Here is a 22,699-nt window from a genome sequence, read left to right on the forward strand (position 1 = left end):
GCGACGCAAGGCCGCTCCTACAGGTCCAGCTTCTCTTTTTCCAGCCATCGTTGCCCGGCAGGATCAGGTTCAGGGCAATGGCCACGATAGCGCACAGGGCGATGCCCTTCAGGCCCCAATCATCAGGGCCGTCGCCGCTGCCGATCAGCACGCCGCCGATACCGAACACCAGGGTCACCGACACGATCACCAGGTTGCGAGCTTCGCCCAGGTCGATCTTGTGGCGGATCATGGTGTTCATGCCCACCGCCGCGATCGAACCGAACAGCAGGCAGAGGATGCCGCCCATCACCGGCACCGGGATGCTCTGCAGCAACGCACCGAACTTGCCGATGAAGGCCAGGGTGATGGCAAAGACCGCCGCCCAGGTCATGATCTTCGGGTTGTAGTTCTTGGTCAGCATCACGGCGCCGGTCACTTCGGCATACGTGGTATTGGGCGGGCCGCCGAACAGGCCGGCTGCCGTGGTGGCCAGGCCGTCACCCAGCAGGGTGCGGTGCAGGCCAGGCTTCTTTAGGTAGTCGCGGCCGGTCACGCTGCCGACTGCGATCACCCCGCCGATATGTTCGATCGCCGGGGCCAGGGCGACCGGTACGATGAACAGGATGGCCTGCCAGTTGAACGCTGGTGCGGTGAAATTAGGGATCTCAAGCCAAGGCGCGGCGGCAATCTTGGCGGTATCGACCACGCCAAAGGCGAACGCCAGGGCAAACCCTACCAGCACCCCGGAAATGATCGGCACCAGGCGGAAGATGCCTTTGCCAAATACCGCGACGATCAGGGTGGTGAGCAACGCCGGCATGGAAATCAGCATGGCGGTCTTGTACGGCATCAGTACCGCGCCGTCACCGCCCTTGCCCATGGCCATGTTGGCCGCGATCGGTGCCATGGCCAGGCCGATGGAGATGATCACCGGGCCGATCACCACGGGTGGCAGCATGCGGTCGATGAAGCCGGTGCCTTTGATCTTCACCATCAGGCCCATGAAGGTGTACACGAAGCCTGCGGCCATCACGCCGCCCATGGTCTCGGCCAGGCCGAACTGGCCTTTGGCGAGGATGATCGGAGTAATGAAGGCAAAGCTCGAGGCCAGGAATACCGGGACCTGACGGCCGGTGACCAGCTGGAACAGCAGGGTGCCGATACCCGCGGTGAACAGCGCGACGTTAGGGTCCAGGCCGGTGATCAGCGGCATCAGCACCAGCGCGCCAAATGCCACGAAGAGCATCTGCGCGCCCGAAACGACCTGGCGCCATAGCGGGTCGTTGAAGCCGTCCTGCATGGTCAGGCGTCCTTCTGCTTGGTGCCGAAGATCTTGTCACCGGCGTCGCCCAGGCCCGGAACGATATAGCCGTGTTCGTTGAGGCGCTGGTCGATCGAGGCGGTGTAGATCTGGACGTCCGGGTGGGCTTTCTCCACCACTTCGATGCCTTCAGGCGCTGCAACCAGCACCATGGCGCGGATTTCCTTGCAGCCTGCCTTCTTCAGCAGGTCGATGGTGGCGACCATCGAGCCGCCGGTGGCAAGCATCGGGTCGATGATCAGCGCCAGGCGCTGGTTGATGTCCGGGGCGAGCTTTTCCAGGTAGGTGTGTGCTTCGAGGGTCTCCTCGTTGCGTGCGACACCCACGGCACTGACCTTCGCGCCCGGGATCAGGCTGAGCACGCCGTCAAGCATGCCGATGCCGGCGCGCAGGATCGGTACCACGGTGATCTTCTTGCCAGCGATTTTTTCAACTTGCACCTTGCCACACCAGCCATCGATCTCGTAGGTTTCCAGTGGCAGGTCCTGGGTGGCTTCGTAGGTCAGTAGCGCGCCGACTTCCTGGGCGAGTTCGCGAAAGTTCTTGGTGCTGATGTCGGCACGGCGCATGAGGCCGAGCTTGTGGCGGATCAGCGGGTGGCGGATCTCACGAGTGGGCATAGGGGGGCTCCGAAAGGCGGGCAAAAAAACCGCGCTAGATTAATCTATTCAGCCTTTGCTGTCGTGCAGTCCTTTTGCACGTTAGTCCATAAATGCTTGATCTGTGACGAGCGGATGCGTACCTTTGCCCGCTTTTCCAAAATCCCCCCTGGAGAGCGCAATGTCCGCTGATCTCGAGCACATCCGTCAAGTCATGCGCGAGGCAGACTGCCTTTACAACGAAGCCGAAGTCGAAGCGGCCATTGCCAAGGTTGGCGAGCAGATCTGCAAGGACCTGCACGACAAGAACCCGGTGGTGTTCTGTGTGATGAACGGCGGTCTGATCTTCGCTGGCAAGCTGCTGACCCACCTGCAGTTCCCGCTGGAGGCCTCGTACCTGCATGCCACGCGCTACCGCAACCAGACCAGTGGCGGTGAGCTGTTCTGGAAGGCCAAGCCTGAAGTGTCGTTCATCGACCGCGACGTGCTGATCGTCGACGATATCCTCGACGAGGGTCACACCCTCAGCGCCATCATCGAGTTCTGCAAACATGCCGGCGCCCGCTCGGTGCACACTGCGGTGCTGATCGACAAAGACCATGACCGCAAGGCCAGCCCGGACCTCAAGGCCAGCTACGTCGGCCTGCCTTGCATCGATCGCTATATCTTTGGTTACGGCATGGACTATAAGGGTTACTGGCGTAACGCGAACGGCATCTTCGCCGTCAAGGGACTTTGATCATGAGCCAGCCTGCTTTCATCGACCAAGCGTTGTTTGCCGGGCTGGCGCAGAAAGCCGCCGACGCACCGCGTGGTCGCTACCATCACAATTTCCATGAGATGCAAGACCCCTGTCACCGTTTGGCAGTGGGCTTGCAGCCGTCCACCTATATTGCGCCTCACCGGCACCTGAGCGAGGACAAGGCCGAGACTTTGTTGGCGCTCAAAGGCCGCTTGGGGCTGCTCATGTTCGATGAGCAGGGCGCAGTGATCGACAAGCGCGTCCTTGAAGCCGGTGGCGAGTGCCTTGGCGTGGACCTGCGCCCCGGCCTCTTCCATTCCCTGGTGGTGCTCGAGGCAGACAGCATTCTGTTCGAATGCAAAGCCGGCCCGTACCGGCAGTTGGCCGACGGCGAGCATGCCCCTTGGGCGCCGCGTGAAGGCGAAGAGGGTGTTGCCCGGTATCATGCCTGGATGCTCGCGCAGTTCGATTGACAGCCCCCGTTGTGCAGCATGCTAGAGTGCTCCTTCATGCCAAGGAGCCTTACATGCGAGCGATCGTTCCCCTGTTGCTGGCAGTCAGCCTGCCTCTTGCCGCCGCACCGCTGCACAGCCAGTTTCTCCCGCCCGATGACCAGGCTCTGCGCCAGGAAGCGCCGACAGGCCAGCAACTGTTGCAGGTAACCGACTACTCGGTAGTGGTTGGGGCGCAGCGCCCATCTGATCAACAGCCAATTCCGATCACCGCCTCCTTGCAGATGCGCCTCAAAGGCAAGCCGTTGAGTAAAGGTGCGACGATCAGCCAGGTGTTGCTCACCTTCGATGGCGAGGCGGGCAAGAGCCTGAAAAAGCCTGTGTATGACGACAAGACCCGCACGTTGAGCCTGAACTACCCGGTCAGCGACTACCGCGTGATCATGGACCTGCTGCGCAACGAGACGCTGTATGTGCAGTTTCTGACCTACTCCAACGGCCATGTCTGGGCCGACTTGCACACAGGTACCGTACGTACGCGTTGAGGCGTGCCGCGTGTGGGGGGTAAACTGCCGGCCTTCGAAATTCGTGATGGTCCAGTTGGAGCCGGCAATGCGCAAAGACAAGAAGCAGGTGATTGGTGACGAAATCAGCGACGACTACATCAAGTCGTTTCTCCAGTTTGAGCCTGCAGATGGTGTGACTTCGCCTTCTCAGCACAAGCTGATCAAGGCTTACCGCGGCCTGCGTGTCGACGATTTCGAGCGCTTCGTAGGGTTCTTCGTCGAAGCCGGGCTGGACCTGGACGGCAAAGACGAACAGGGCAAGACCTTCGTCGAAGTGATCGCCGACCAGCGCAATGCGGCTGAATACATCGAGATCATCGATAAAGCCCGCGCCTGATAGATCCCCGCCAGAAAAAACGCCCTAGGGGCATTGCCAGTCAGTTAGCGTTATCAGGGCCGCAAAGCGGCCCTGGATCGCCTACCTGACTGGCATTACCCCTAGGGGCGTTAGGCGTAGTGCTTGGCCGGGCTGTTCTCTACCAGGTCCAGCGCCTCATCGTTGTCGGCACTGATCTTGTGGTACAGGGCTGCATCGGTGGCCAGGGTCTTCTCGCGAGCCGGGAAGATTTCCTTGAGCTTGGCAGCCCAGGCGCCCTTGGCCTGCTCGGGGAAGCAGCGCTCGATCAGTTCAAGCATGATCGACACGGTCACCGACGCACCAGGGGATGCGCCGAGCAGTGCCGCGATACTGCCGTCCTGTGCCGACACCAACTCAGTACCGAACTGCAGGATGCCGCCTTTTTTCGGGTCCTTCTTGATGATCTGCACGCGCTGGCCAGCCACTTCCAGGCGCCAGTCTTCAGCCTTGGCCTGCGGATAGAAGCGGCGCAGCGACTCGAGGCGCTGTTCCATCGACTGCATCACTTCGCTGACCAGGTACTTGGTCAGGTCCATGTTGTCGCGGGCCACGGCCAGCATCGGGCCGATGTTGCCCATGCGCACCGACAGTGGCAGGTCCATCACCGAGCCGTGCTTGAGGAACTTGGTGGTAAAGCCTGCGTACGGGCCGAACAGCAGCGATGTCTTGCCGTCCACCACGCGGGTGTCCAGGTGCGGCACCGACATCGGCGGCGCGCCAACGGCGGCCTGGCTGTAGACCTTGGCCTGGTGCTGCTTGACGATTTCCGGGTTGTCGCAACGCAGCCACTGGCCGCTTACCGGGAAGCCGCCGAAGCCTTTGCTCTCCGGGATGCCGGACAGTTGCAGCAGCGGCAGTGCCGCGCCGCCGGCGCCGAGGAACACGAAGCGGGCGTCCACTTCACGGCTGCCGCCGCTGTTGACGTCCTTGATGCTGACGGTCCAGCCAGCGCCGTTACGGCGCAGGCCGACGACCTTCTTGCTGTACTTGACCTGCGCATTCTGCGAGTCGCCCAGCAGCTTGAGCAGCTTGTTGGTCAGTGCGCCGAAGTTGACGTCGGTACCTTTGGTCACGCGGGTGGCGGCGATGTGCTGGTCGGCCGGGCGGCCGGGCATCATCAGCGGCATCCACTCATTCATCACCGCCTTGTCTTCGGTGTATTCCATCTCGGCGAAGGCATGGTGCTGCTTGAGCAGCTCGAAACGCTTCTTGAGGAAGGAAACACCCTTGTCACCTTCGACGTAGCTCAGGTGCGGGACAGGGTTGATGAAGGCACGGGCAGGGCCGAAATTGCCTTTTTTGCTCAGGTAAGCCCAGAACTGGCGCGAGACCTCGAACTGGGCATTGATGTGCACGGCCTTCTTGATGTCGATGCTGCCATCGGCGGCCTGGGGCGTGTAGTTCAGCTCGCACAGGCCGGCATGGCCGGTGCCTGCGTTGTTCCAGGGGTTGGAGCTTTCCGCGGCCCCGGAGTCCATCGCCTCGACGACCTCAAGCTTCAGGGTCGGGTCGAGCTCCTTGAGCAGTACGGCCAGGGTGGCACTCATGATGCCCGCGCCTACCAGTACTACATCAACCGATTCGTTCTGCGCCATTTAACGCGTCTCCACAATCTACAGCTACCTAATTGACAGCATAGGACCCCAGGTGTGCCAGGATCGCCATGTCCGACTCTTCGCAGTTCTTGCAACTTCCGCGGACACCGCCAAATCAGTCTTCGGGTTCGTCTATTGAACGCCGTTTGCCACAGGTGCGGCAATTCGACTTATGGTCAAGGTGTCGTGCGTGCGTTATGGAGCGGTTTCAGACACCCATGTGAAATGAGCGTATCAGCCGCCTGTTCAGGGCTGTTCGGGACACATCTGTCGCTATTGCACATGCCAGACTGTTCATTTGCTCGCCACACTCTCGTGAAGTTGTGAAAACCGTTTTTTTCACGCTCTTTTGGAGACGTGAACCTCAAAAGGGGACTGCGCGATGGCAACCCGCAGGTTCATGCAGTGCGAAGGCCCGGAAAAGCAGGCACGACAGCCGATGCAAGACCTGAGTGGAAGGCTCTCTGTGGGCGAAGCGGTGAAGGTGCCGGGGTCAAACGGCAAATGCGGGGCCCGATCAGGAGACGTCCTTATAATCGGGGGGAGATTATAACGATGTCGCGGGCAGAAAGGTCGTTATTCGTGCTTTTTATTGCAGCGTTTGTCAGGCGGGCAGGGTGCGCCGTTGCCAATGGCCGCTTGCATGGGCGCAAACCCGGGCGTTGGCGGGCAGCGGGCGGCCCAGCCAGGCAAGCTGGATTTCTTTGACCTGCACCCAGCCGTTGCTGCCTGGTGGCTGGCTGCATTGCTTGAATCCCAGGCAGTTGCCGTCGCCATCGAGGCGTGCATAGGTATTGTGGCGCGGGCGTTGGAAGAGCAGGGTCCAGAGCGAGGCCATGGTGTCGAGTCCTGTGTGTTAGGGCTTGCAGCGAAGATAACAGCAGGACCATGAACCGCGTGTGACAGAAGGGCCTGGCTTCAACCGGCAAGCCTCAAGAAGACGCCTGCGCCCCGTGCGGTCTGCTTTTACTTGTAGCTTGCCGCTTGTAGCGTGCCGCTAGGTATACTGTGGGCCTTTGCCGCTTTTTCTGGAGAAACACGCATGTTGCAACGTCTGTTGTTCGGTTTGCTTGCCGTGGCCAGCCTGAGCCTGGTCGGTTGTGCCCACAGCCCGCAACAACTCAGCCCGCAACCCAAGCTCAACGCCCAGCTCGCCCCGGTCGGCCACGGCCAGCCGGTGGTGGTCAAGGTGGTGGACGGCCGGGCTTCGCAGTCCCTGGGCACTCGTGGTGGCATGTACCCCGAGACCAGCACCATCAGCGTCAATGGCAATGACATCGTGCCCAAGCTGCAGGCTCAGGCCGAGGCGGCCGTACGCCTGTTGGGCTTCACCCCTTCGGCCAACGCCTCCAACGCGCCGCAACTGACCGTGACCCTGGCCGAATTGAAGTACCAGTCGCCCAAGGAAAACCTGTACGTGACCGAGGCTACCATCGGCGCCACCTTCCGTGCTGATGTGTCGAACGCCAACCGCCGTTACAGCGGCCGTTACGGCGCCTCGTTGGACCAGCGCTTCGGCATGGCGCCCAACCAGGAAACCAACACCAAGCTGGTGGGGGATGTGTTGAGCGATGCGTTGACCCGCCTGTTCAAAGACCCGACCATCGGCCAGGTGCTGGGCGAATAAGCTTTTCGCTGTACCGAGAACAAACCCGCTGCCTGCGTGCCAGGCAGCGGGTTTTTTTTGGTTTTTCGAAGGCCTCAGGCCGCTTGGATATGAAAATCCAGCACGCTCACGCCCGTCAGCAGGTCCACCTCTGGCAAATGCTCATGCGCATGCCCGCCCAGGGCGCAATACACCAGCCACTGGCGGTCCTGGACATTGATGGCAAAACCATCGATCAACGCCTGCTGTTCATCGCTCTGGGCAATGAGATAGAGGCGGTCCTGGTTTTCGGCGTGCAGCATGTACTCGCTCCGGTTCGGGAAAAGGCCGACAGGGTGGCCTGCCTTGATGACGAGCGTGTGACAGATGAAATTTAGTGACACTTTGTCGCCAAGTCCGGGCGCCAGGGCCGGTCTTCGGTAGAATGCCGGCCTTCGCTGGCGTTCTGACCGAGGTTGCGTGATGTCCTTGCAAGTGCTTTGGGGGGTTCTGGCCGCCCATCCGACCAAGCTGATCAATCTGCTGGCATTGTTGATGACCTGCCCGGGCGGGTTGCTGCTGCACAGTGCACGGCGTCGCCAGGCCATCACCCGCGAAAGCCTGGCAGTGGATGACGGGCTGGTGGATGCATTCGACCAGCGGGTGCCGCGCTATTACTACATTCTGGGCTTTTCCTGCCTGGCGATGGCCTTGCTGCTGTCCTGGTTCAGTACCTGGATCTGAACCATGCGGGGCCGCCAAGCGGCCCCTGTGGTCAGGCAACCGGCGCCTGTTGCCTGACCTGATACTGGTTGCGCACCGGCGTGGCGTATTGCAACACCAGGTATGGCCGCTGCTCCTGCGGGCAGGCGTCCAGGCGGCGTTGCCATTCTTCCTTGGCTTTTGCCAGCTCCTCGGCCGGGAACAGCTTCTCGGCGCTCGGCACCTGTAGTGCCTCATCCTTTTCGCCCCACATTGCGTAGGCCAGGTAGTGCACCGGGAACAGTCGGTAGCCACCCAGAATCTGCCGGTCGATCTCCTGCGCCAGCTGCTTGGTGTCCTCGTAGAACGCGGTTACCGGCGGGGCGAAGTTGATGTGTACCCGGCCCTTGTAGCCGGTGATGCCTTTGGCGATGCTGTTGTCGTCTTCACCTGGCGCCTTCTGATAGGTGCCGGTAGTCGCACGGATATACAGTTCGCGCGCCTTGGCCTGGTCGCAGGGGTCGTACTCGTAGCTGATCGACACCGGAGTGAGGTTAAGGCCCTGGATCACCGCACCGAAAGGCTCATCCTTGCGGCTCATGTGGAACATCTTGAGGATGGCCGAGTCGGTGCGGTCATCGCCATCTTTGGCACGGCCTTCGGCCTGGGCGATCCAGATCGAAGCGCCGTCGTTGCGGATCGAATGGTTGATGTAGGCCGAGAGCAGTTGGTAGGCCGCGAGCTTTTCGCGCCGGCCAGTGAGCGAGCGGTGGACGATGAAGCTCTTGTTCAGGCGCATCATGTCGCTGACGAACGGCTTTTGCAGCAGGTTGTCGCCAATGGCGATGCGTGGCGTCGGCAGGCCTGCGTGGTACACCGCGTAGTTGACGAAGGCCGGGTCCATGACGATGTCACGGTGGTTGGCCAGGAACAGATAGGCGGTACCGGATTTGAGTTGCTCGACGCCTGTGTACGTGACCCCGTCGGTAGCGCGCTCGATGGTGTGGTCGACGTAGTATTCGACCTTGTCCTGCAATGTGGACACGCAGGTAACCCCGGCGAACTCCTTGCGCAGGCGGCGGGCGATCAGCGGCTTGAGCAACCAGCCGAGTGCCCCGGCTGCGCGCGGGAAGCGGAAGTGGGTGAGGATATCGAGGAATGCCGGGTCGCTGAGCAGGCGTGCCAGCACGGCAGGGACCTCAGCATCGTCGTACGGTCGGATGGCATCGAATTCGCCCATCATGCTCTCTTGTTGGAAACGGCTAGGGTAATAAAGTAGGGGTGGGGCCCGAAAAACGGCTCGGACACACGCAGGCCCTGTAAACAGACCGGCAATTATACGCATAAGTCACTGCGGAGGCCGCGATGCTGGAAACCGACTTCTACGATTGCCCTTATTGCGGCGAGCGCGTGGAAACCACCGTGGACATCTCTGGTGGCGACCAGATGTATACCGAAGACTGCCAGGTATGTTGTCAGCCGGTGGTGTTCATCCTGCAGGTGCACGGCGACGAATGGATGCTCGAAGTCAGACGCGAGGACGATGCCTGATGCGGCGGATCTACGAACCGGAAACCTTGCTGGAGGCAGAAATGCTCGCTGGCATGCTGGCCAGCGAGGGTATCGAGGTGCACCTGATCGGCCGTGACCTGATGGGCGGTGTTGGCGAGTTGCCGATGCAAGGCTTGCTCGGGCTCGCCGTGGCCGATGAGCAGGCAGGTTACGCACGGCAGCTGATCGATGCGTACAATGGCGCCCAGCCGCTTGTCGGCGACGAACCGGAGAGCTATCCCGGTACCTTGATCTGCTAGGTTCTGAAATCGCCCATGTGTGGACGCTATGCCCTGTTTCGCTGGCCCCAGGTGCTGGCAAGCCTGCCAGGCTTTCCTGCCGGCCAGCCGGCGCAATGGAATATCTCGCCCGGCGCTTCGGTGCTGATCCAGCGCCAGGTCGACGGCCAGATGCAGTTGGCCAAGGCGCGCTGGGGCCTGACCCCGGCCTGGCTCACTGACCTCTCACGCACCCCCGCGCATGCCCGGGCCGAAACCTTGGCCGAGCAACCGATGTTCCGCGAAGCGTTACGTCTGCGGCGCTGCCTGATGCCAGCCAACGGTTTTTACGAATGGCGTGGCACGGTGCGCAAACGGCCTTACTGGTTGACGCCGGGGGAGGGTTCGTCGTTGTATTTCGCGGCCATATGGGAAGCCTACCCGGTCCAGGACCAGGTGTGGCTGAGCTGTGCGGTGGTGACCCAGGCGGCGATGAACCAACGCCGGCCGTTGATTCTCGATGAGGCGGGGCAGGCCGCATGGCTGGCCCCTGACACACCGCTGCCGCGTCTGCATGAGCTGCTCGCCAGCCCACCGGCCACGCTACGTGAGCGGGCGCTGGCGAATTTCGTCAATGACCCGAAGCTGGATGCGCCCGAGTGCCTGACGCCGGCCTGATGAGGCCGGTACTGGCGAAGAAAATCTTCCCTGCGGCTCTGGTAGCCCATGGGCGACTCGGCCTAGGATATCCCGCATGTAAAAAGGGAGTGTTTTCATGCGTAAGTCTTTTGTCGTCAGCCTCTTGAGCGCTGGCATCCTGCTGGCTGGCTGCCAGGCGGTCAATACCACCAGCGGCGGTGCTGTCGGCGTCGAGCGCAAGCAGTACATGTTCAGCATGCTCTCGACCGATGAGGTCAACCAGATGTACGCCCAGTCGTACCAGCAGACCCTTGGCGAGGCGTCGAACAAGGGCGTGCTGGACAAGTCCAGCGCCGATGCCAGGCGCGTGCAGGTGATTGCCGACCGGCTGATCGCCCAGGCGCCGAAATTCCGCCCGGATGCCGCCCAGTGGCAGTGGGAGGTCAATGTGATCAAGAGCGATGAGCTCAACGCCAACTGCGGCCCTGGCGGCAAGATCATCGTCTACACCGGCCTGATCGACCAGCTCAAGCTTACCGATGCCGAGATTGCGGCAGTGGTGGGGCATGAGATCGCCCACGCGCTGCGTGAACACAGTCGCGAAGCGATGTCCAAGGCTTACGGTGTGGAAATGGCCCGCCAGGGCGCAGGTGCGCTGTTTGGCCTTGGCCAGAACAGCATTGCGCTGGCAGACCAAGTGGTGAACTACGCCATGACCTTGCCCAACAGCCGCGCCAACGAGAACGAAGCCGACCTGATCGGCCTGGAACTGTCGGCGCGTGCCGGCTACGACCCGAACGCCGCGATCACCTTGTGGAACAAGATGAGCAAGGCGTCCGAGGGTGCGCCACCTGAGTTCATGAGCACTCACCCGGCCTCTGACAGCCGGATCGCCTCGTTGCAGGCGGCAATTCCCAAGGTCATGCCGCTGTATCAGGCCGCCAAGAAGTAAGAGCAGCTACAAGCTACAAGCTACAAGCTACAAGCAAGAGCAGTACGCGTACATCTGCTCTTTCTTGCAGCTTGCAGCTTCACCCCACCCACCCACTGGTTTTCATTGCCGAGTAGACGGCGACGATCGCCAGTACGATGAAGGCCGTCGCGGCCAGGCGGCGAATCAGCGTCAGCGGCAGCTTTTCTGCGGCGAAATTGCCCGCCAGGACTACCGGCACGTTCGCAATCAGCATGCCCAGCGTGGTACCGATGATGACCATGATCAGGTGCGGGTACTGGGCTGCCAGCATCACCGTGGCCACCTGGGTCTTGTCACCGATCTCGGCCAGGAAGAACGCGATCAGCGTGGTCAGGAACGGGCCGAAGCGACGCGCAGGGTTTTCATCATCATCCATCTTGTCCGGCACCAGGGTCCACAGGGCCGTGGCGGTAAAGCTCGCGGCGAGAATCCAGTGCAGCGTCGACTCGCTGAAGAACCCGCTGACCCAGGCGCCCACGGCACCGGCGGCGGCATGGTTGGCCAGGGTGGCGGCGATGATGCCGGCGATGATCGGCCAGGGCTTGCGGAAGCGAGCAGCCAGAATGAGCGCGAGCAATTGCGTCTTGTCGCCGATTTCGGCAAGCGCGACGATCGCGGTAGGTACGAGGAGCGATTCCAGCATCAGGGTTCCTGTGGGGGCGGGTCGACACGGCTATGACACGTACAGCCTCCCCGCCCCGGGTAAGGTGTGCGTGTCATAGGTCTTGTCAAACCCTGGACCTGTCTGCGCAGATCGTGGGTCGCACGCGCCATGGCCTGTGGGCCAAGTGTGTTGACGCGTGCCGGGCAAGCAGGGTGCTTGCGGGAGACTACTCCCCTAGGACGGTGCGGATTCTGCCTAGCCGAAACGCTTTGGGCAAGCCCTGTTTTTATCAGCGTGTTGCCTGATAGATGCGAAAACCGTCTGCCTCCGCACAGGTCCGGCAGTTGCCCAGAGCGCCTTCGATCAGTGGCTGGTAGCGCAGGAAACTGTTGGCGACCAAGCGCATTTCGCCGCCTTTTCGCAGATGTTGGCCTGATTTTTTCAGCAGGTTTTCCGATGCCTGGTAGTTGGTGTGCACACCGGTATGGAACGGCGGGTTACTCAGGATCAGGCTCAGGTCGCCGGGTGCAGCATCGATACCGTCGCCACTGATGACTTCACCTTCCAGCTGATTGGCGGCCAGCGTCAGGCGGCTGGCCGCCACGGCGAAGGCGTCCACGTCCAGCATCGTGACCCGGCTCTGTGGGTAACGGCGTTTGACTGTGGCGCCGAGTACACCGGCACCGCAGCCAAAGTCCAATACATGGCCCACTGGCAGGTTATCCAGGTGCTTGAGCAGCAACGCTGTGCCGCGGTCCAGGCGGCCGTGGCTGAACACGCCAGGCAGGCTGACCACTTGCAGCGGGCCGTCTTCCAGTTCAAGCGCGAAGCGTTCGGCCAGGCTTTCCAGTGGCTTGGCTTCGGGCGCGTTGTCCACGGTGACCTGCCACAGCTGGCAATGTCGGGCACTGTCGAGCTTGCGTGGCTTGCCCAAGGCCTGCAAATGCTTGGCCGCGCCTTCGATGCCGCCGCGCTTTTCGCCCACCAGGTAGAGTTCGCCGCCGTCCAGGCGTGACGCCAGTGCGTTTAGCAGGTAGGCCGCCAGTTCGCGCGACTTGGGCAGGAACAGTACGGCCGCCTCGAAGGCGACCGGCGGCACGTCGACGCCGTAATGGCTGCGCCCGGCAAAGCGGGCGTCGAGCATGGCCTGATCACCCGCGTGCCAGGTCCAGGCATTGGCCTTTGGCAACTGGCCGAGCAGGTCATCGGCGGGGGCGCCGGCAATCAGCAGTGGACCCTGGAACAGGTCCGCCTGGCGGAGCAAAACTTCACTGCGCGGGTCCATGGACGACGCCTCCTGAAAAAAGTGGCGCAGTGTAGCAGAGCCTGCCCTTGCGCTCAGCTGACCACGCGGCGTGGCTGGCCGGCAAAGAATGCCTGGGCGTTCTCGCTGAGTTGGCCGACGATGCGCTGGCGCGATTCCACCGCGCCCCAGGCGCTGTGCGGCGTGATCAGCAGGCGCGGGATGTCGCCGGCCAGCAGCGGGTTGCCGTTGACCGGCGGCTCGACGCTCAGCACGTCGGTGGCGGCGCCGCCCAGATGGCCGCGACGAAGGGTGTCGGCCAGGGCCTGCTCGTCTATCAGGCCGCCACGTGCGGTATTGACCACCAGCGCGCCGGGCTTGAGCAATGCCAGCTCACGTGCGCCGATCATGTGCCGTGTGTGTTCGTTGAGGGGGCAGTGCAACGTCAGGGCATCGACCTGCGGCAGCAGTTCGTCCAGCGGCAGGCGATCGTTGCGCGCCGGGCGCCCGGGGATCTGCCCGCTCAGCACGCGCATGCCAAAGGCTTCAGCAAGCCGCGCGACGGCGCCACCGAGTTCGCCATGGCCGAGCAGGCCTAGGGTTTTGCCTTCCAGTTCCACGATCGGGAAGTCCAGCAGGCAGAACTGGCTGGCCTTGGCCCATTGGCCGTCGGCCACCGCCTGGTTGTAGTCGCACAAGCGCGTGGCCAGCGCCAGCAGCAGGGCCAGGGTGTGCTGTGCCACCGAGGGCGTGCCGTAGCCCTGGCAGTTACAGACAGTGATGCCTTGGGCACGGGCGGCAGCCAGGTCGACGTTGTTGGTGCCGGTGGCAGCGACCAGGATCAGCTTGAGCTGTGGGTTGGCAGACAGGGCGTTGGCGTCGAGCATGACCTTGTTGCTGATCACCGCAATGGCGCCCTGCAGGCGCTCGGCTACCTGATCCGGGCGGGTGGCGTCGTACAGTTCGAACGCGTCGAACTGGCTCTGCAAAGGTGAGAGGTCGAGGTCACCAAGGTCCAGGGATTCATGATCGAGAAACACAGCGCGACGCGGGCTGGGCATAGGTACGGCTCCAGTGGCAGGGCAAGGGTTGATCCATCGACCGAACAATGCCACTCATACCTCGCGCAGCCAAATCATTCCTTCGGCTGATTTGACCGTCACATTGGCGAACTACAGTAGACACAGACTTGTCCGGCTCGCTTTTCAAGAAGGGATAACCATGCTGCAGACCCGCATCATCAAGCCCGCCGAGGGCGCCTACAGCTTTCCTCTGCTGATCAAACGCCTGCTGATGTCCGGCAGCCGCTATGAGAAGACCCGCGAGATCGTCTACCGCGACCAGTTGCGGCTGACCTATCCACAGCTCAACGAGCGTATCGCCCGCCTGGCCAACGTGCTGACCGAAGCCGGGGTCAAGGCCGGTGACACCGTGGCGGTGATGGATTGGGACAGCCACCGTTATCTGGAATGCATGTTCGCCATCCCGATGATCGGCGCGGTGGTGCACACCATCAACGTGCGTCTGTCGCCTGAGCAGATCCTCTACACCATGAACCATGCCGAGGACCGCTTCGTGCTGGTCAACAGCGATTTTGTCGGCCTTTACCAGGCCATTGCCGGGCAGTTGACCACGGTCGACAAGACCCTGCTGTTGACCGATGGCCCGGACAAGACCGCCGAACTGCCGAACCTGGTGGGCGAGTACGAGCAATTGCTGGCGGCGGCCAGCCCGCATTACGACTTCCCGGATTTCGACGAGAACTCGGTCGCCACCACGTTCTACACCACCGGCACCACAGGTAACCCCAAGGGCGTCTACTTCACCCACCGCCAGTTGGTGCTGCACACCTTGGCCGAGGCCTCGGTGACCGGCAGTATCGACAGCGTCCGCCTGCTTGGCAGCAATGATGTGTACATGCCCATCACGCCCATGTTTCACGTGCATGCCTGGGGCATCCCGTATGCGGCCACCATGCTCGGTCTGAAACAGGTGTACCCGGGCCGCTACGAGCCCGACATGCTGATCAAGCTCTGGCGGGACGAGAAGGTCACCTTCTCGCACTGCGTACCCACCATCCTGCAGATGCTGCTCAATTGTCCGAGCTCCCAGGGCCAGGACTTCGGCGGCTGGAAGATCATCATCGGTGGCAGTGCGCTCAACCGCTCGCTATATCAAGCGGCGCTGGCCCGGGGCATTCAGCTGACTGCAGCCTATGGCATGTCCGAAACGTGCCCGCTGATTTCTGCCGCCCACCTGAACGATGAGCTGCAGGCCGGTAGCGAAGACGAACGCGTGACCTACCGCATCAAGGCCGGTGTCCCGGTACCGCTGGTGGAAGCTGCGATCGTCGATGGCGATGGCAATTTCCTCCCGGCAGATGGCGAGACTCAAGGTGAGCTGGTGCTGCGTGCGCCTTGGTTGACCATGGGCTATTTCAAGGAGCCGGAGAAAAGCGAGGAGCTGTGGCAGGGTGGCTGGCTGCACACCGGTGACGTCGCCACGCTCGACGGCATGGGTTACATAGACATTCGCGACCGCATCAAGGACGTGATCAAGACTGGGGGGGAATGGATATCTTCCCTGGACCTCGAGGACCTGATCAGCCGGCATCCTGGAGTGCGCGAGGTTGCAGTGGTTGGGGTCGCCGACCCGCAGTGGGGGGAGCGCCCGTTCGCCCTGCTGGTGGTGCATGACGGCCAGGCTGTCGATGCCAAGGCGTTGAAGGAACACCTCAAGCCATTTGTAGAGCAAGGGCACATCAACAAGTGGGCGATTCCCTGCCAGATCGCCGTTGTTACAGAAATTCCCAAGACCAGTGTCGGGAAGCTCGACAAGAAGCGCATCCGCCAGGACATCGTCCAGTGGCAGGCGAGTAACAGCGCCTTCCTTTCCACGCTGTAACCGCGTTGCGGGTCGTGTACCCCGGGGCACGACCCGCAGGCCAGAGCGGCTGTCACCTTGCCAATCGGTAAAAATCGGCCATGCTTGGGCACTGCCGGTGCGTAACCTGGGAACACGCCAGGGCGAATTGGCCAACGGTGTGCAAATCACACTTTAGAGGGATCAAGCACCTTGGTCTGCTGGCTATAGTCGGGGCCAGGGGATTTTCAGGAATGGGGGAGGGCGACACGCGCAACACGTGTCGCCACGGGCGCAAGCCTGCATACCGGTCGCACGGGCCGTTCTTGAAAGGACTCACTGCCATAACAAAAAAGTACATGGAGTAGCGTCGATGACATCTGCAAACCCGTTCTGGCGTCGGGCCAAGCTACCTTTGGCCGTCAGCCTTGCTTCCACGCTCGCAAGCCCTGCTTTCGCGGTCAGTTTCAACATCGGGGAAATCGAAGGCCAGTTCGACTCGTCGCTCTCCGTCGGGGCCAGCTGGTCGACCGCCAACCCCAACAGCAACCTGATCGGCGCCAACAACGGCGGCAAGGGTCTTTCGCAAACCTCGGACGATGGTCACCTCAACTTCAAGAAAGGCGAAACCTTCTCGAAGATCTTCAAAGGTATCCACGACCTTGAACTGAAGTATGGCGACACCGGCATCTTCGTGCGGGGCAAGTACTGGTACGACTTCGAACTCAAGGACGAGAACCGCGAGTTCAAGGACATCAGCGATTCGAACCGTAAGGAGGGCGCCAAGTCGTCTGGCGCCGAACTGCTCGACGCGTTCGTCTATCACAACTACGCCATCGGTGATCAACCCGGCTCGGTGCGTCTGGGCAAGCAGGTAGTGAGCTGGGGGGAGAGTACCTTCATTGGCGGCGGCATCAACGCAGTCAACCCGATCGACGTTTCTGCGTTCCGCCGGCCAGGGGCTGAAATCAAGGAAGGCCTGATCCCCGTCAACATGTTCTACGTCTCGCAAAGCCTCACCGACAACCTGTCGACCGAAGCTTTCTACCAGATCGAGTGGGACCAGACCGTTGTCGACAACTGCGGCACATTCTTCTCCCAGCCCGACGTGATCGCCGACGGCTGCGACAACAACCTGGCCGTGCTGGCCACGCAGAACACCTTGGCCAGCCGGCTTGGGCCGCTGGCTGCGCCAGTCGCGGCCACTCTGGCCGCACGCGGCGTGAGTTACGGCTCCCCCGATGAGGGCGTGATCGTCCGTCGTGGCGCGGACCGCGATGCTCGGGACAGTGGTCAGTTCGGTGTTGCCCTGCGCTACATGTACGAGCCGCTCAATACCGAATTCGGTGGCTACTTCATGAACTACCACAGCCGTGCGCCAATCTTCAGCGGTCGCGGTGCCGATGCCCAGTACTACAGCACAAGCGGCCTGGCGGGCGCGCTGGTCAGTGCGGGTGTGCCGTCTGCAGCGCTGGCGAGCCTGTTGCCAAGCCTTATGCCGTTGCAGGTCGCAGGCAACTCCAGCTACTACGTGGAGTATCCGGAAGACATCCGTCTGTATGGTCTGAGCTTCTCGACCACACTGCCTACCGGTACCGCCTGGAGTGGCGAGATCAGCTACCGGCCGAACGCTCCGGTGCAGTTGAATACCACCGATATCCTCTATTCGGGCCTGACGCCGCTCAATCCGGATGTCTCTGTGTTGCAGGGAACACCGGGTGCCGACCAGCCTGGTTATCGTCGCAAGGAAATCACCCAGCTGCAGACAACCTTCACCCACTTCTTCGATCAGGTGATGGGGGCAGAGCGGCTGACCATGGTCGGCGAAATCGGCTGGACCCACGTCGGCGGCCTGGAAAGCACATCCAAGATGCGTTATGGGCGTGACCCGGTGTTCGGCCCGGGGCCTCTGCCCAATGGCCAGTGCGAGGCGCTCAACAGCAGCACCCTGGGCACCACCGATGCCAACAACGTATCGCGCTACTGCGAGAACGATGGCTATACCACGTCTGATTCCTGGGGCTATCGCGTCCGTGCGATCTGGGACTACAACAACGTCATTGCCGGTGTGAACCTGCGCCCCAGCGTAGCCTGGTCGCATGACGTCGATGGTTACTCGCCGGGCCCTGGCGGCAACTTCGAGGAAGGCCGCAAGGCAGTCAGCCTCGGGCTGGACGCCGAGTACCAGCAGACCTACACCGCGAGCCTGTCGTACACCAACTTCTTCGACGGCAAGTACAGCACCGTGGATGATCGCGACTTCCTCGCCCTCAGCTTCGGCGTGAACTTCTAAGCACACAGATCCAGGACGACACGACATGAACAAGACCAGAAGTCTGCTGCAAGCCGGTGTACTGGGCCTGTCCCTGCTGGCAACCGGCGTCATGGCTGCGGTTTCCGCCGATGAAGCGGCAAAGCTGGGCAGCACCCTGACCCCGATGGGCGCGGAAAAGGCCGGTAACGCCGACGGTTCCATCGGCCCGTGGCAACCGTTGTCAAAGACCGCAGGCAGCGTCGATGCCAAGGGCTTCCTTTCCGACCCGTATGGCAGCGACAAGCCGCTGTTCACCATCACCGCGCAGAACGTTGACCAGTACAAGGACAAGCTGTCGCCAGGCCAGGTGGCGATGTTCAAACGCTACCCAGAAACCTTCAAGATACCGGTGTACAAGACCCATCGTGGCTCCACGGTGCCTGACGAGGTGTTCGCCGCAATCAAGAAGAATGCCACCGCGACCACGCTGGTCGAAGGCGGCAACGGGCTGAACAACTTCCAGACCGCAGTGCCATTTCCCATCCCCAAGAGTGGCATTGAGGTTATCTGGAACCACATCACCCGCTACCGTGGTGGCAGCGTCAGCCGTTTGGTAACCCAGGCCACGCCGCAGCAGAACGGCTCCTACAGCCTGGTGTACTTCGCCGATCAGTTCGTCTTCCGCGACAAGATGAAGGACTTCGATCCGAACAACCCGGGCAACGTCCTCTTCTACTTCAAACAGGAAGTGACCGCGCCAGCGCGTCTGGCCGGTACCGTGCTGCTGGTGCATGAAACCCTCGACCAGGTGAAAGAACCGCGCAAGGCGTGGATCTACAACGCCGGCCAGCGTCGCGTGCGCCAGGCGCCGCAGGTGTCGTATGACGGGCCGGGTACCGCAGCGGATGGCCTGCGTACTTCGGACAACCTGGACATGTACAACGGTGCGCCAGACCGCTACGACTGGAAGCTTGAAGGCAAGAAGGAGATGTACATCGCCTCCAACGCTTACAAACTCGACGATCCGAAGCTCAAGTACGCCGACATCCTCAAGGCCGGTCACATCAATCAGGACCTGACCCGCTATGAGCTGCGCCGGGTCTGGCATGTGGTTGCAACGCTCAAGCCGGGGCAGCGCCACATCTATGCCAAGCGCGACTTCTATATCGACGAGGACACCTGGCAGGCAGCGGTGATCGACCAGTATGACGGCCGCGGCCAGCTATGGCGGGTTTCCGAGGCGCATGCCCAGGACTACTACAATGTTCAGGTACCGTGGTACACCCTGGAGGCCATCTACGACCTGCAATCGGGCCGTTATCTGGCCTTGGGCATGAAGAACGAAGAGAAGCGCGCCTACGACTTCGGCTTCAGTGCCAGCAAGGCAGACTTCCAGCCAGCTGCGCTGCGCCAGTCAGGTATTCGTTGAACCGCTAGTGCTGCACACCTTGTGATACTCCCAGAACGCCCCGGCTTGCCGGGGCGTTTCTGTTCCAGCCCCTTGTTGTACTGGCCGGCGCAGTCATAAAACGGGTGAATACCTCGCCAAACCCCGCGCCAGCCCTCTGTCCATCAGGCTTGTCGTTTTTTGTCGTAGTCTTTTACAGGCCATTTGCGCCCATCATCTTCAAATACGCCGCGTTACCCGCTAGTCTCGGAACAATCCGTACCGCCGTAGTCTTCCAACCAGAACGAGCCGGCCATGACTGATTTGTCCCGTACGCATGGAGTCGCCAGCCAGGCCGTGGGCCTGCTGGACGGGCGCTTCTTCCGGCCGCCGCTGCCGCACGGCCACGTGCCGCGTGCGCGCCTGTGCCAGCGTTTGCAGGCCGGCCTCAGCGGCCGTTTGTTGCTGGTCAATGCCCCGGCAGGCTTCGGCAAGAGCTCCCTGGCCATCGAATTCTGCGAGGCGCTGCCCGACCATTGGCGCAGCCTCTGGCTTGGGCTCAGCCAGCGCGATGCTGACCCGGGCCGTTTTCTCGAACGCTTGCTTGAGGGGCTGCAGCAGTACTGCCCGGCGTTGGGCGGCCAAGCCATGGGCCTGTTGAAAATGCGCCAGCGCCACCAACCCTTCGCGTTCGAGGAATGGATCGACGGCCTGCTCGACGAGTTGGCGTTGTACCTGCAAGCCGATACACCCTTGCTGCTGGTACTGGACGACTATCACCTGGCCCAGGGGCCGGTGCTCGATCGCTGCCTGCAGTTTTTTCTCAACCACTTGCCGGGCGGCTTGGTGTTGCTGGTCACCAGCCGCCAGCGGCCAGACTGGCACCTGGCGCGGCTGCGGCTCTCACGGCAACTGGTCGAGATCAACGAGCAGGAGCTGCGCCTGACGCCCGACGAGGCCCTGGCCGTTATTGGTCGCCAGCCTACAGGCCTGCGCGGCCAGGCCTTGGACAACCTGATCCAGCGCAGCGACGGCTGGGTTGCCGGGTTGCGGTTCTGGCAACTGGCGGCGAGCGAGTCCGGCGACGAGCATGCGCTGCCCCAGGCCCTGCATGGCGGGGAAGGGTTGATCCGCGATTACCTGCTGGAAGAAGTCATCGAAATCCTGCCTGAGGACGTGCAGGCGTTTCTGTTCGACACTGCGTGCCAGGAGCGCTTCTGCGCGGCGTTGTGCGATGCCCTGCGTCAGCGCGACGACAGCGCGGCCATCCTTCGTTACCTGCAGGCGCACCAGGTGTTTCTGGTGCCGCTGGACGAGCATGGGCACTGGTATCGCTACCATCACCTGTTCTCCGACCTGTTGCGCAGCCGCCAGTCCAATGAACCGCAGGCGCGCCTGCACCTGCGTGCCTGCCGTTGGTTCCAGGCTCAGGGGCTGCTTGACGAAGCGGTGGAGCAAGCCCTGCGGGCTGGCCATCTGGACGTTGCCGCCGACCTGGTGCAGAGCCTGTCGGAGGAGCAACTGCTGGCCGAGCAGAACGTCGGCATGCTGCTGCGCTGGAAGATGGACTTGCCCGACAGCCTGCTGATCAGTACGCCCCGGCTGATCGTGCTGTACAGCTGGGCGCTGGGCCTGGCCTGCCAATTGGACGCAGCCGAAGAGCTGGCAAGCTACCTCAGCCGCTTTTTGCCAGCGCCTTCAGCCACCGCGCAAAGGTCCATGCTGGCCCAGTGGCTGGCCTTGAGCGGGGTAATTGCGCGTGGCCGCGGTGATCGCGAACGCACCCTGGCCTATTGTGGTGAGGCGCTGCAAAGCCTGCCGTGCAAACGTTATGGGCAGCGTCTGGTGTGCCTGTCGACGCTGTCCAACCTGGCCATTGCCGATGGCGACTTCTGGCGGGCGCGTGGTTGGAACCGCGAGGCGCTGGAGTTGGCCCAGCGGGTTGGCAACCCCTTGTTCGAAGCCTTGGCGCACTACGACCGTGCCCGGGTGCTGCATGCCAGGGGCGAGGCGCTGCGCGCGCTGGACGAGGTGCGCCAGGGGCTGCAACGCCTCCAGGGCCTTTCGGCCCAGCGGCTGTATGCCGTGCGCGCGCGGCTGACCTTGTACGAGGGCTACCTGCTGGTGACGCGCCTGCAACCTGCGCAAGGGCGTGCGCGCTTGCGTGCGGGGCTGGGCGAGGCGCGCGCCTGTCGCGATATCAGCGTGCTGATAGGCCACTGTGTGATCGCTACCCTCGACGGGCGTGAAGGGCGCTACGCCGACGCCTTCGCCGAGCTGGCCGAAGCCGAGAGGCTGATGCATATCTGGGACGTGCCGCCGATCTTCTACCTGGCCATGATCACGCTGGTGAAGTGCGAATTGTGGCTGGCGCAGGGGCGTACCGACCTGGCCGAGTCCTGGTTGCTGCGCCTGGGCCAGACCTATGGTGGCGAGCAGCCTGCGGCGGCGCCGGAGTTCCACCCGTTGTTAGCGCTGCACATCGAGTTGCAGCAGGCCTTGCTCGAACGCATCCAGGGCCGCAGTGAGGATGCCGCTGCGCGCTTGCGCGGCCTGGTCGAGCGCGGGCAGGCCGGCGGTGGCATGATGCTGACCTTGAGCGCGCTGTGCCAGTGGATCACCTTGTCCTTGGAGCACGGTGGCGAGGCGCAGGCTGCCGAGCGCTTGCCCATGGCCCTGGCAGCGGCCCAGGGCGGGGTGATGCAGCCGTTTCAGCGGTTGATCGAGCTGCACCCGCTGTGGCTTCGCGAGCAGTTGCTCGCACGTCCTGCCTGCAAGGTTCAGGTCGAGCTGCTGGCTCGTCTGCCCGAGCAGGCCGCGCCGAGCAGCGGCACGTGCGAGGCGCTCAGTGGTCGTGAGCTGGCAGTGCTGGAATTGATCGCCCAAGGCTGCTCGAACCAGCAGATCAGCGAGCGCCTGTTCATCTCGCTGCACACCGTCAAGACCCACGCCAGCCATATCAACAGCAAGCTCGGGGTGGAGCGGCGTACCCAGGCGGTGGCACGGGCCAAGTCGTTGGGCCTGCTGGCCTGATGCCGGTCGTTGGCGGCCTGGCCGGATAAACAA

At 62.3% G+C, this 22,699-nt stretch carries 22 protein-coding genes, 1 pseudogene and 1 riboswitch; of the genes and pseudogenes, 14 read left to right on the forward strand and 9 right to left on the reverse strand.

The window, feature by feature from the left end; genetic code table 11:
• Nucleotides 1-28: 28 nt before the first annotated feature.
• Together ACMGGN_RS00650 and upp are read right to left on the reverse strand one after the other, a co-directional pair.
• A pseudogene (locus tag ACMGGN_RS00650) lies at nt 29-1,282 on the reverse strand (uracil-xanthine permease family protein); the annotation flags it as partial.
• Between the two features lie 2 nt (nt 1,283-1,284).
• A complete protein-coding gene (gene upp, locus ACMGGN_RS00655) occupies nt 1,285-1,923 on the reverse strand; it encodes a uracil phosphoribosyltransferase (RefSeq protein ID WP_011532223.1) in 639 nt (212 codons plus the stop codon).
• Nucleotides 1,924-2,083: 160 nt separating this feature from the next.
• Between upp and ACMGGN_RS00660 the strand changes: the two genes are divergently transcribed.
• The 4 genes from ACMGGN_RS00660 to ACMGGN_RS00675 all read left to right on the forward strand — a co-directional run bounded on the left by ACMGGN_RS00660 (nt 2,084) and on the right by ACMGGN_RS00675 (nt 3,999).
• Nucleotides 2,084-2,641, forward strand: coding sequence for a hypoxanthine-guanine phosphoribosyltransferase (locus ACMGGN_RS00660; RefSeq protein WP_012316248.1), 558 nt, complete (start codon nt 2,084-2,086; stop codon nt 2,639-2,641).
• A 2-nt stretch (nt 2,642-2,643) separates the two neighbouring features.
• A complete protein-coding gene (locus tag ACMGGN_RS00665; RefSeq protein WP_046784551.1) occupies nt 2,644-3,117 on the forward strand; it encodes a WbuC family cupin fold metalloprotein in 474 nt (157 codons plus the stop codon).
• Between the two features lie 53 nt (nt 3,118-3,170).
• Nucleotides 3,171-3,641, forward strand: a complete 471-nt coding sequence (locus ACMGGN_RS00670) for a hypothetical protein (protein WP_046784550.1) — start codon at nt 3,171-3,173, stop codon at nt 3,639-3,641.
• A 67-nt stretch (nt 3,642-3,708) separates the two neighbouring features.
• Complete coding sequence (locus ACMGGN_RS00675; protein WP_046784549.1) at nt 3,709-3,999, forward strand: PA4642 family protein; 291 nt, start codon at nt 3,709-3,711, stop codon at nt 3,997-3,999.
• Nucleotides 4,000-4,109: 110 nt separating this feature from the next.
• Here ACMGGN_RS00675 and mqo read toward each other — a convergent pair whose 3' ends face one another.
• Together mqo and ACMGGN_RS00685 are read right to left on the reverse strand one after the other, a co-directional pair.
• Entirely contained in the window at nt 4,110-5,615 is a 1,506-nt protein-coding gene (gene mqo / locus ACMGGN_RS00680; RefSeq protein WP_119687768.1) for a malate dehydrogenase (quinone), read from the reverse strand.
• A gap of 604 nt (nt 5,616-6,219) precedes the next feature.
• Nucleotides 6,220-6,453, reverse strand: coding sequence for a hypothetical protein (locus ACMGGN_RS00685; RefSeq protein WP_046784547.1), 234 nt, complete (start codon nt 6,451-6,453; stop codon nt 6,220-6,222).
• Nucleotides 6,454-6,657: 204 nt separating this feature from the next.
• On the opposite strand from ACMGGN_RS00685, the gene ACMGGN_RS00690 reads away from it, so the two are divergent.
• Entirely contained in the window at nt 6,658-7,242 is a 585-nt protein-coding gene (locus ACMGGN_RS00690; protein ID WP_039603065.1) for a YajG family lipoprotein, read from the forward strand.
• Between the two features lie 74 nt (nt 7,243-7,316).
• Here the strand turns inward: ACMGGN_RS00690 and ACMGGN_RS00695 are convergent, their stop codons facing one another.
• A complete protein-coding gene (locus ACMGGN_RS00695) occupies nt 7,317-7,523 on the reverse strand; it encodes a hypothetical protein (protein ID WP_046784546.1) in 207 nt (68 codons plus the stop codon).
• A 160-nt stretch (nt 7,524-7,683) separates the two neighbouring features.
• Here ACMGGN_RS00695 and ACMGGN_RS00700 point away from each other — a divergent pair, with 160 nt between their 5' ends.
• The gene (locus ACMGGN_RS00700) at nt 7,684-7,944 is read left to right on the forward strand and encodes a hypothetical protein (RefSeq protein ID WP_012316240.1); all 261 of its coding nucleotides are present in this window, start codon (nt 7,684-7,686) and stop codon (nt 7,942-7,944) included.
• Between the two features lie 31 nt (nt 7,945-7,975).
• Here the strand turns inward: ACMGGN_RS00700 and ACMGGN_RS00705 are convergent, their stop codons facing one another.
• Complete coding sequence (locus tag ACMGGN_RS00705) at nt 7,976-9,145, reverse strand: 1-acyl-sn-glycerol-3-phosphate acyltransferase (RefSeq protein WP_161871248.1); 1,170 nt, start codon at nt 9,143-9,145, stop codon at nt 7,976-7,978.
• Nucleotides 9,146-9,267: 122 nt separating this feature from the next.
• Here ACMGGN_RS00705 and ACMGGN_RS00710 point away from each other — a divergent pair, with 122 nt between their 5' ends.
• The 4 genes from ACMGGN_RS00710 to ACMGGN_RS00725 all read left to right on the forward strand — a co-directional run bounded on the left by ACMGGN_RS00710 (nt 9,268) and on the right by ACMGGN_RS00725 (nt 11,262).
• Nucleotides 9,268-9,453 (forward strand): CPXCG motif-containing cysteine-rich protein, encoded by a 186-nt coding sequence (locus ACMGGN_RS00710; RefSeq protein WP_012316238.1) that lies wholly within the window; start codon nt 9,268-9,270, stop codon nt 9,451-9,453.
• On the forward strand, nt 9,453-9,713 hold the full coding sequence (locus ACMGGN_RS00715; RefSeq protein ID WP_115273872.1) for a putative signal transducing protein: 261 nt from the start codon (nt 9,453-9,455) through the stop codon (nt 9,711-9,713). The genes ACMGGN_RS00710 and ACMGGN_RS00715 overlap by 1 nt, the downstream gene beginning before the upstream one ends.
• Nucleotides 9,714-9,728: 15 nt before the next feature.
• Nucleotides 9,729-10,349 (forward strand): SOS response-associated peptidase, encoded by a 621-nt coding sequence (locus ACMGGN_RS00720; protein WP_115273873.1) that lies wholly within the window; start codon nt 9,729-9,731, stop codon nt 10,347-10,349.
• A gap of 97 nt (nt 10,350-10,446) precedes the next feature.
• Entirely contained in the window at nt 10,447-11,262 is an 816-nt protein-coding gene (locus tag ACMGGN_RS00725) for a M48 family metallopeptidase (protein ID WP_012316235.1), read from the forward strand.
• Nucleotides 11,263-11,341: 79 nt separating this feature from the next.
• Here the strand turns inward: ACMGGN_RS00725 and ACMGGN_RS00730 are convergent, their stop codons facing one another.
• The 3 genes from ACMGGN_RS00730 to ACMGGN_RS00740 form a co-directional block, all read right to left on the reverse strand.
• Nucleotides 11,342-11,923 carry a TMEM165/GDT1 family protein gene (locus ACMGGN_RS00730; RefSeq protein ID WP_174141606.1) on the reverse strand — a complete coding sequence of 194 codons (582 nt, stop codon included), beginning with the start codon at nt 11,921-11,923 and terminating at the stop codon, nt 11,342-11,344.
• A 91-nt stretch (nt 11,924-12,014) separates the two neighbouring features.
• Nucleotides 12,015-12,134: riboswitch (yybP-ykoY riboswitch) on the reverse strand.
• A gap of 42 nt (nt 12,135-12,176) precedes the next feature.
• Nucleotides 12,177-13,172, reverse strand: a complete 996-nt coding sequence (locus ACMGGN_RS00735; RefSeq protein ID WP_125923400.1) for a class I SAM-dependent methyltransferase — start codon at nt 13,170-13,172, stop codon at nt 12,177-12,179.
• Nucleotides 13,173-13,225: 53 nt separating this feature from the next.
• Nucleotides 13,226-14,191, reverse strand: coding sequence for a 2-hydroxyacid dehydrogenase (locus ACMGGN_RS00740; RefSeq protein ID WP_196997040.1), 966 nt, complete (start codon nt 14,189-14,191; stop codon nt 13,226-13,228).
• Between the two features lie 160 nt (nt 14,192-14,351).
• Here ACMGGN_RS00740 and ACMGGN_RS00745 point away from each other — a divergent pair, with 160 nt between their 5' ends.
• The 4 genes from ACMGGN_RS00745 (at nt 14,352) to ACMGGN_RS00760 (ending at nt 22,666) form a co-directional block, all read left to right on the forward strand.
• Complete coding sequence (locus tag ACMGGN_RS00745; RefSeq protein WP_046784540.1) at nt 14,352-16,034, forward strand: fatty acid--CoA ligase; 1,683 nt, start codon at nt 14,352-14,354, stop codon at nt 16,032-16,034.
• 331 nt (nt 16,035-16,365) lie between these two features.
• A complete protein-coding gene (locus ACMGGN_RS00750) occupies nt 16,366-18,285 on the forward strand; it encodes a DUF1302 domain-containing protein (RefSeq protein WP_046784539.1) in 1,920 nt (639 codons plus the stop codon).
• Nucleotides 18,286-18,310: 25 nt separating this feature from the next.
• Nucleotides 18,311-19,675, forward strand: coding sequence for a DUF1329 domain-containing protein (locus ACMGGN_RS00755; RefSeq protein WP_115273877.1), 1,365 nt, complete (start codon nt 18,311-18,313; stop codon nt 19,673-19,675).
• 273 nt (nt 19,676-19,948) lie between these two features.
• Nucleotides 19,949-22,666, forward strand: coding sequence for a LuxR C-terminal-related transcriptional regulator (locus tag ACMGGN_RS00760; protein ID WP_119687766.1), 2,718 nt, complete (start codon nt 19,949-19,951; stop codon nt 22,664-22,666).
• Nucleotides 22,667-22,699: the final 33 nt, after the last annotated feature.

This window comes from Pseudomonas sp. BNK-30 (assembly GCF_047456185.1).
In the GTDB taxonomy this organism is placed as follows: Bacteria; Pseudomonadota; Gammaproteobacteria; order Pseudomonadales; family Pseudomonadaceae; genus Aquipseudomonas; species Aquipseudomonas putida_E.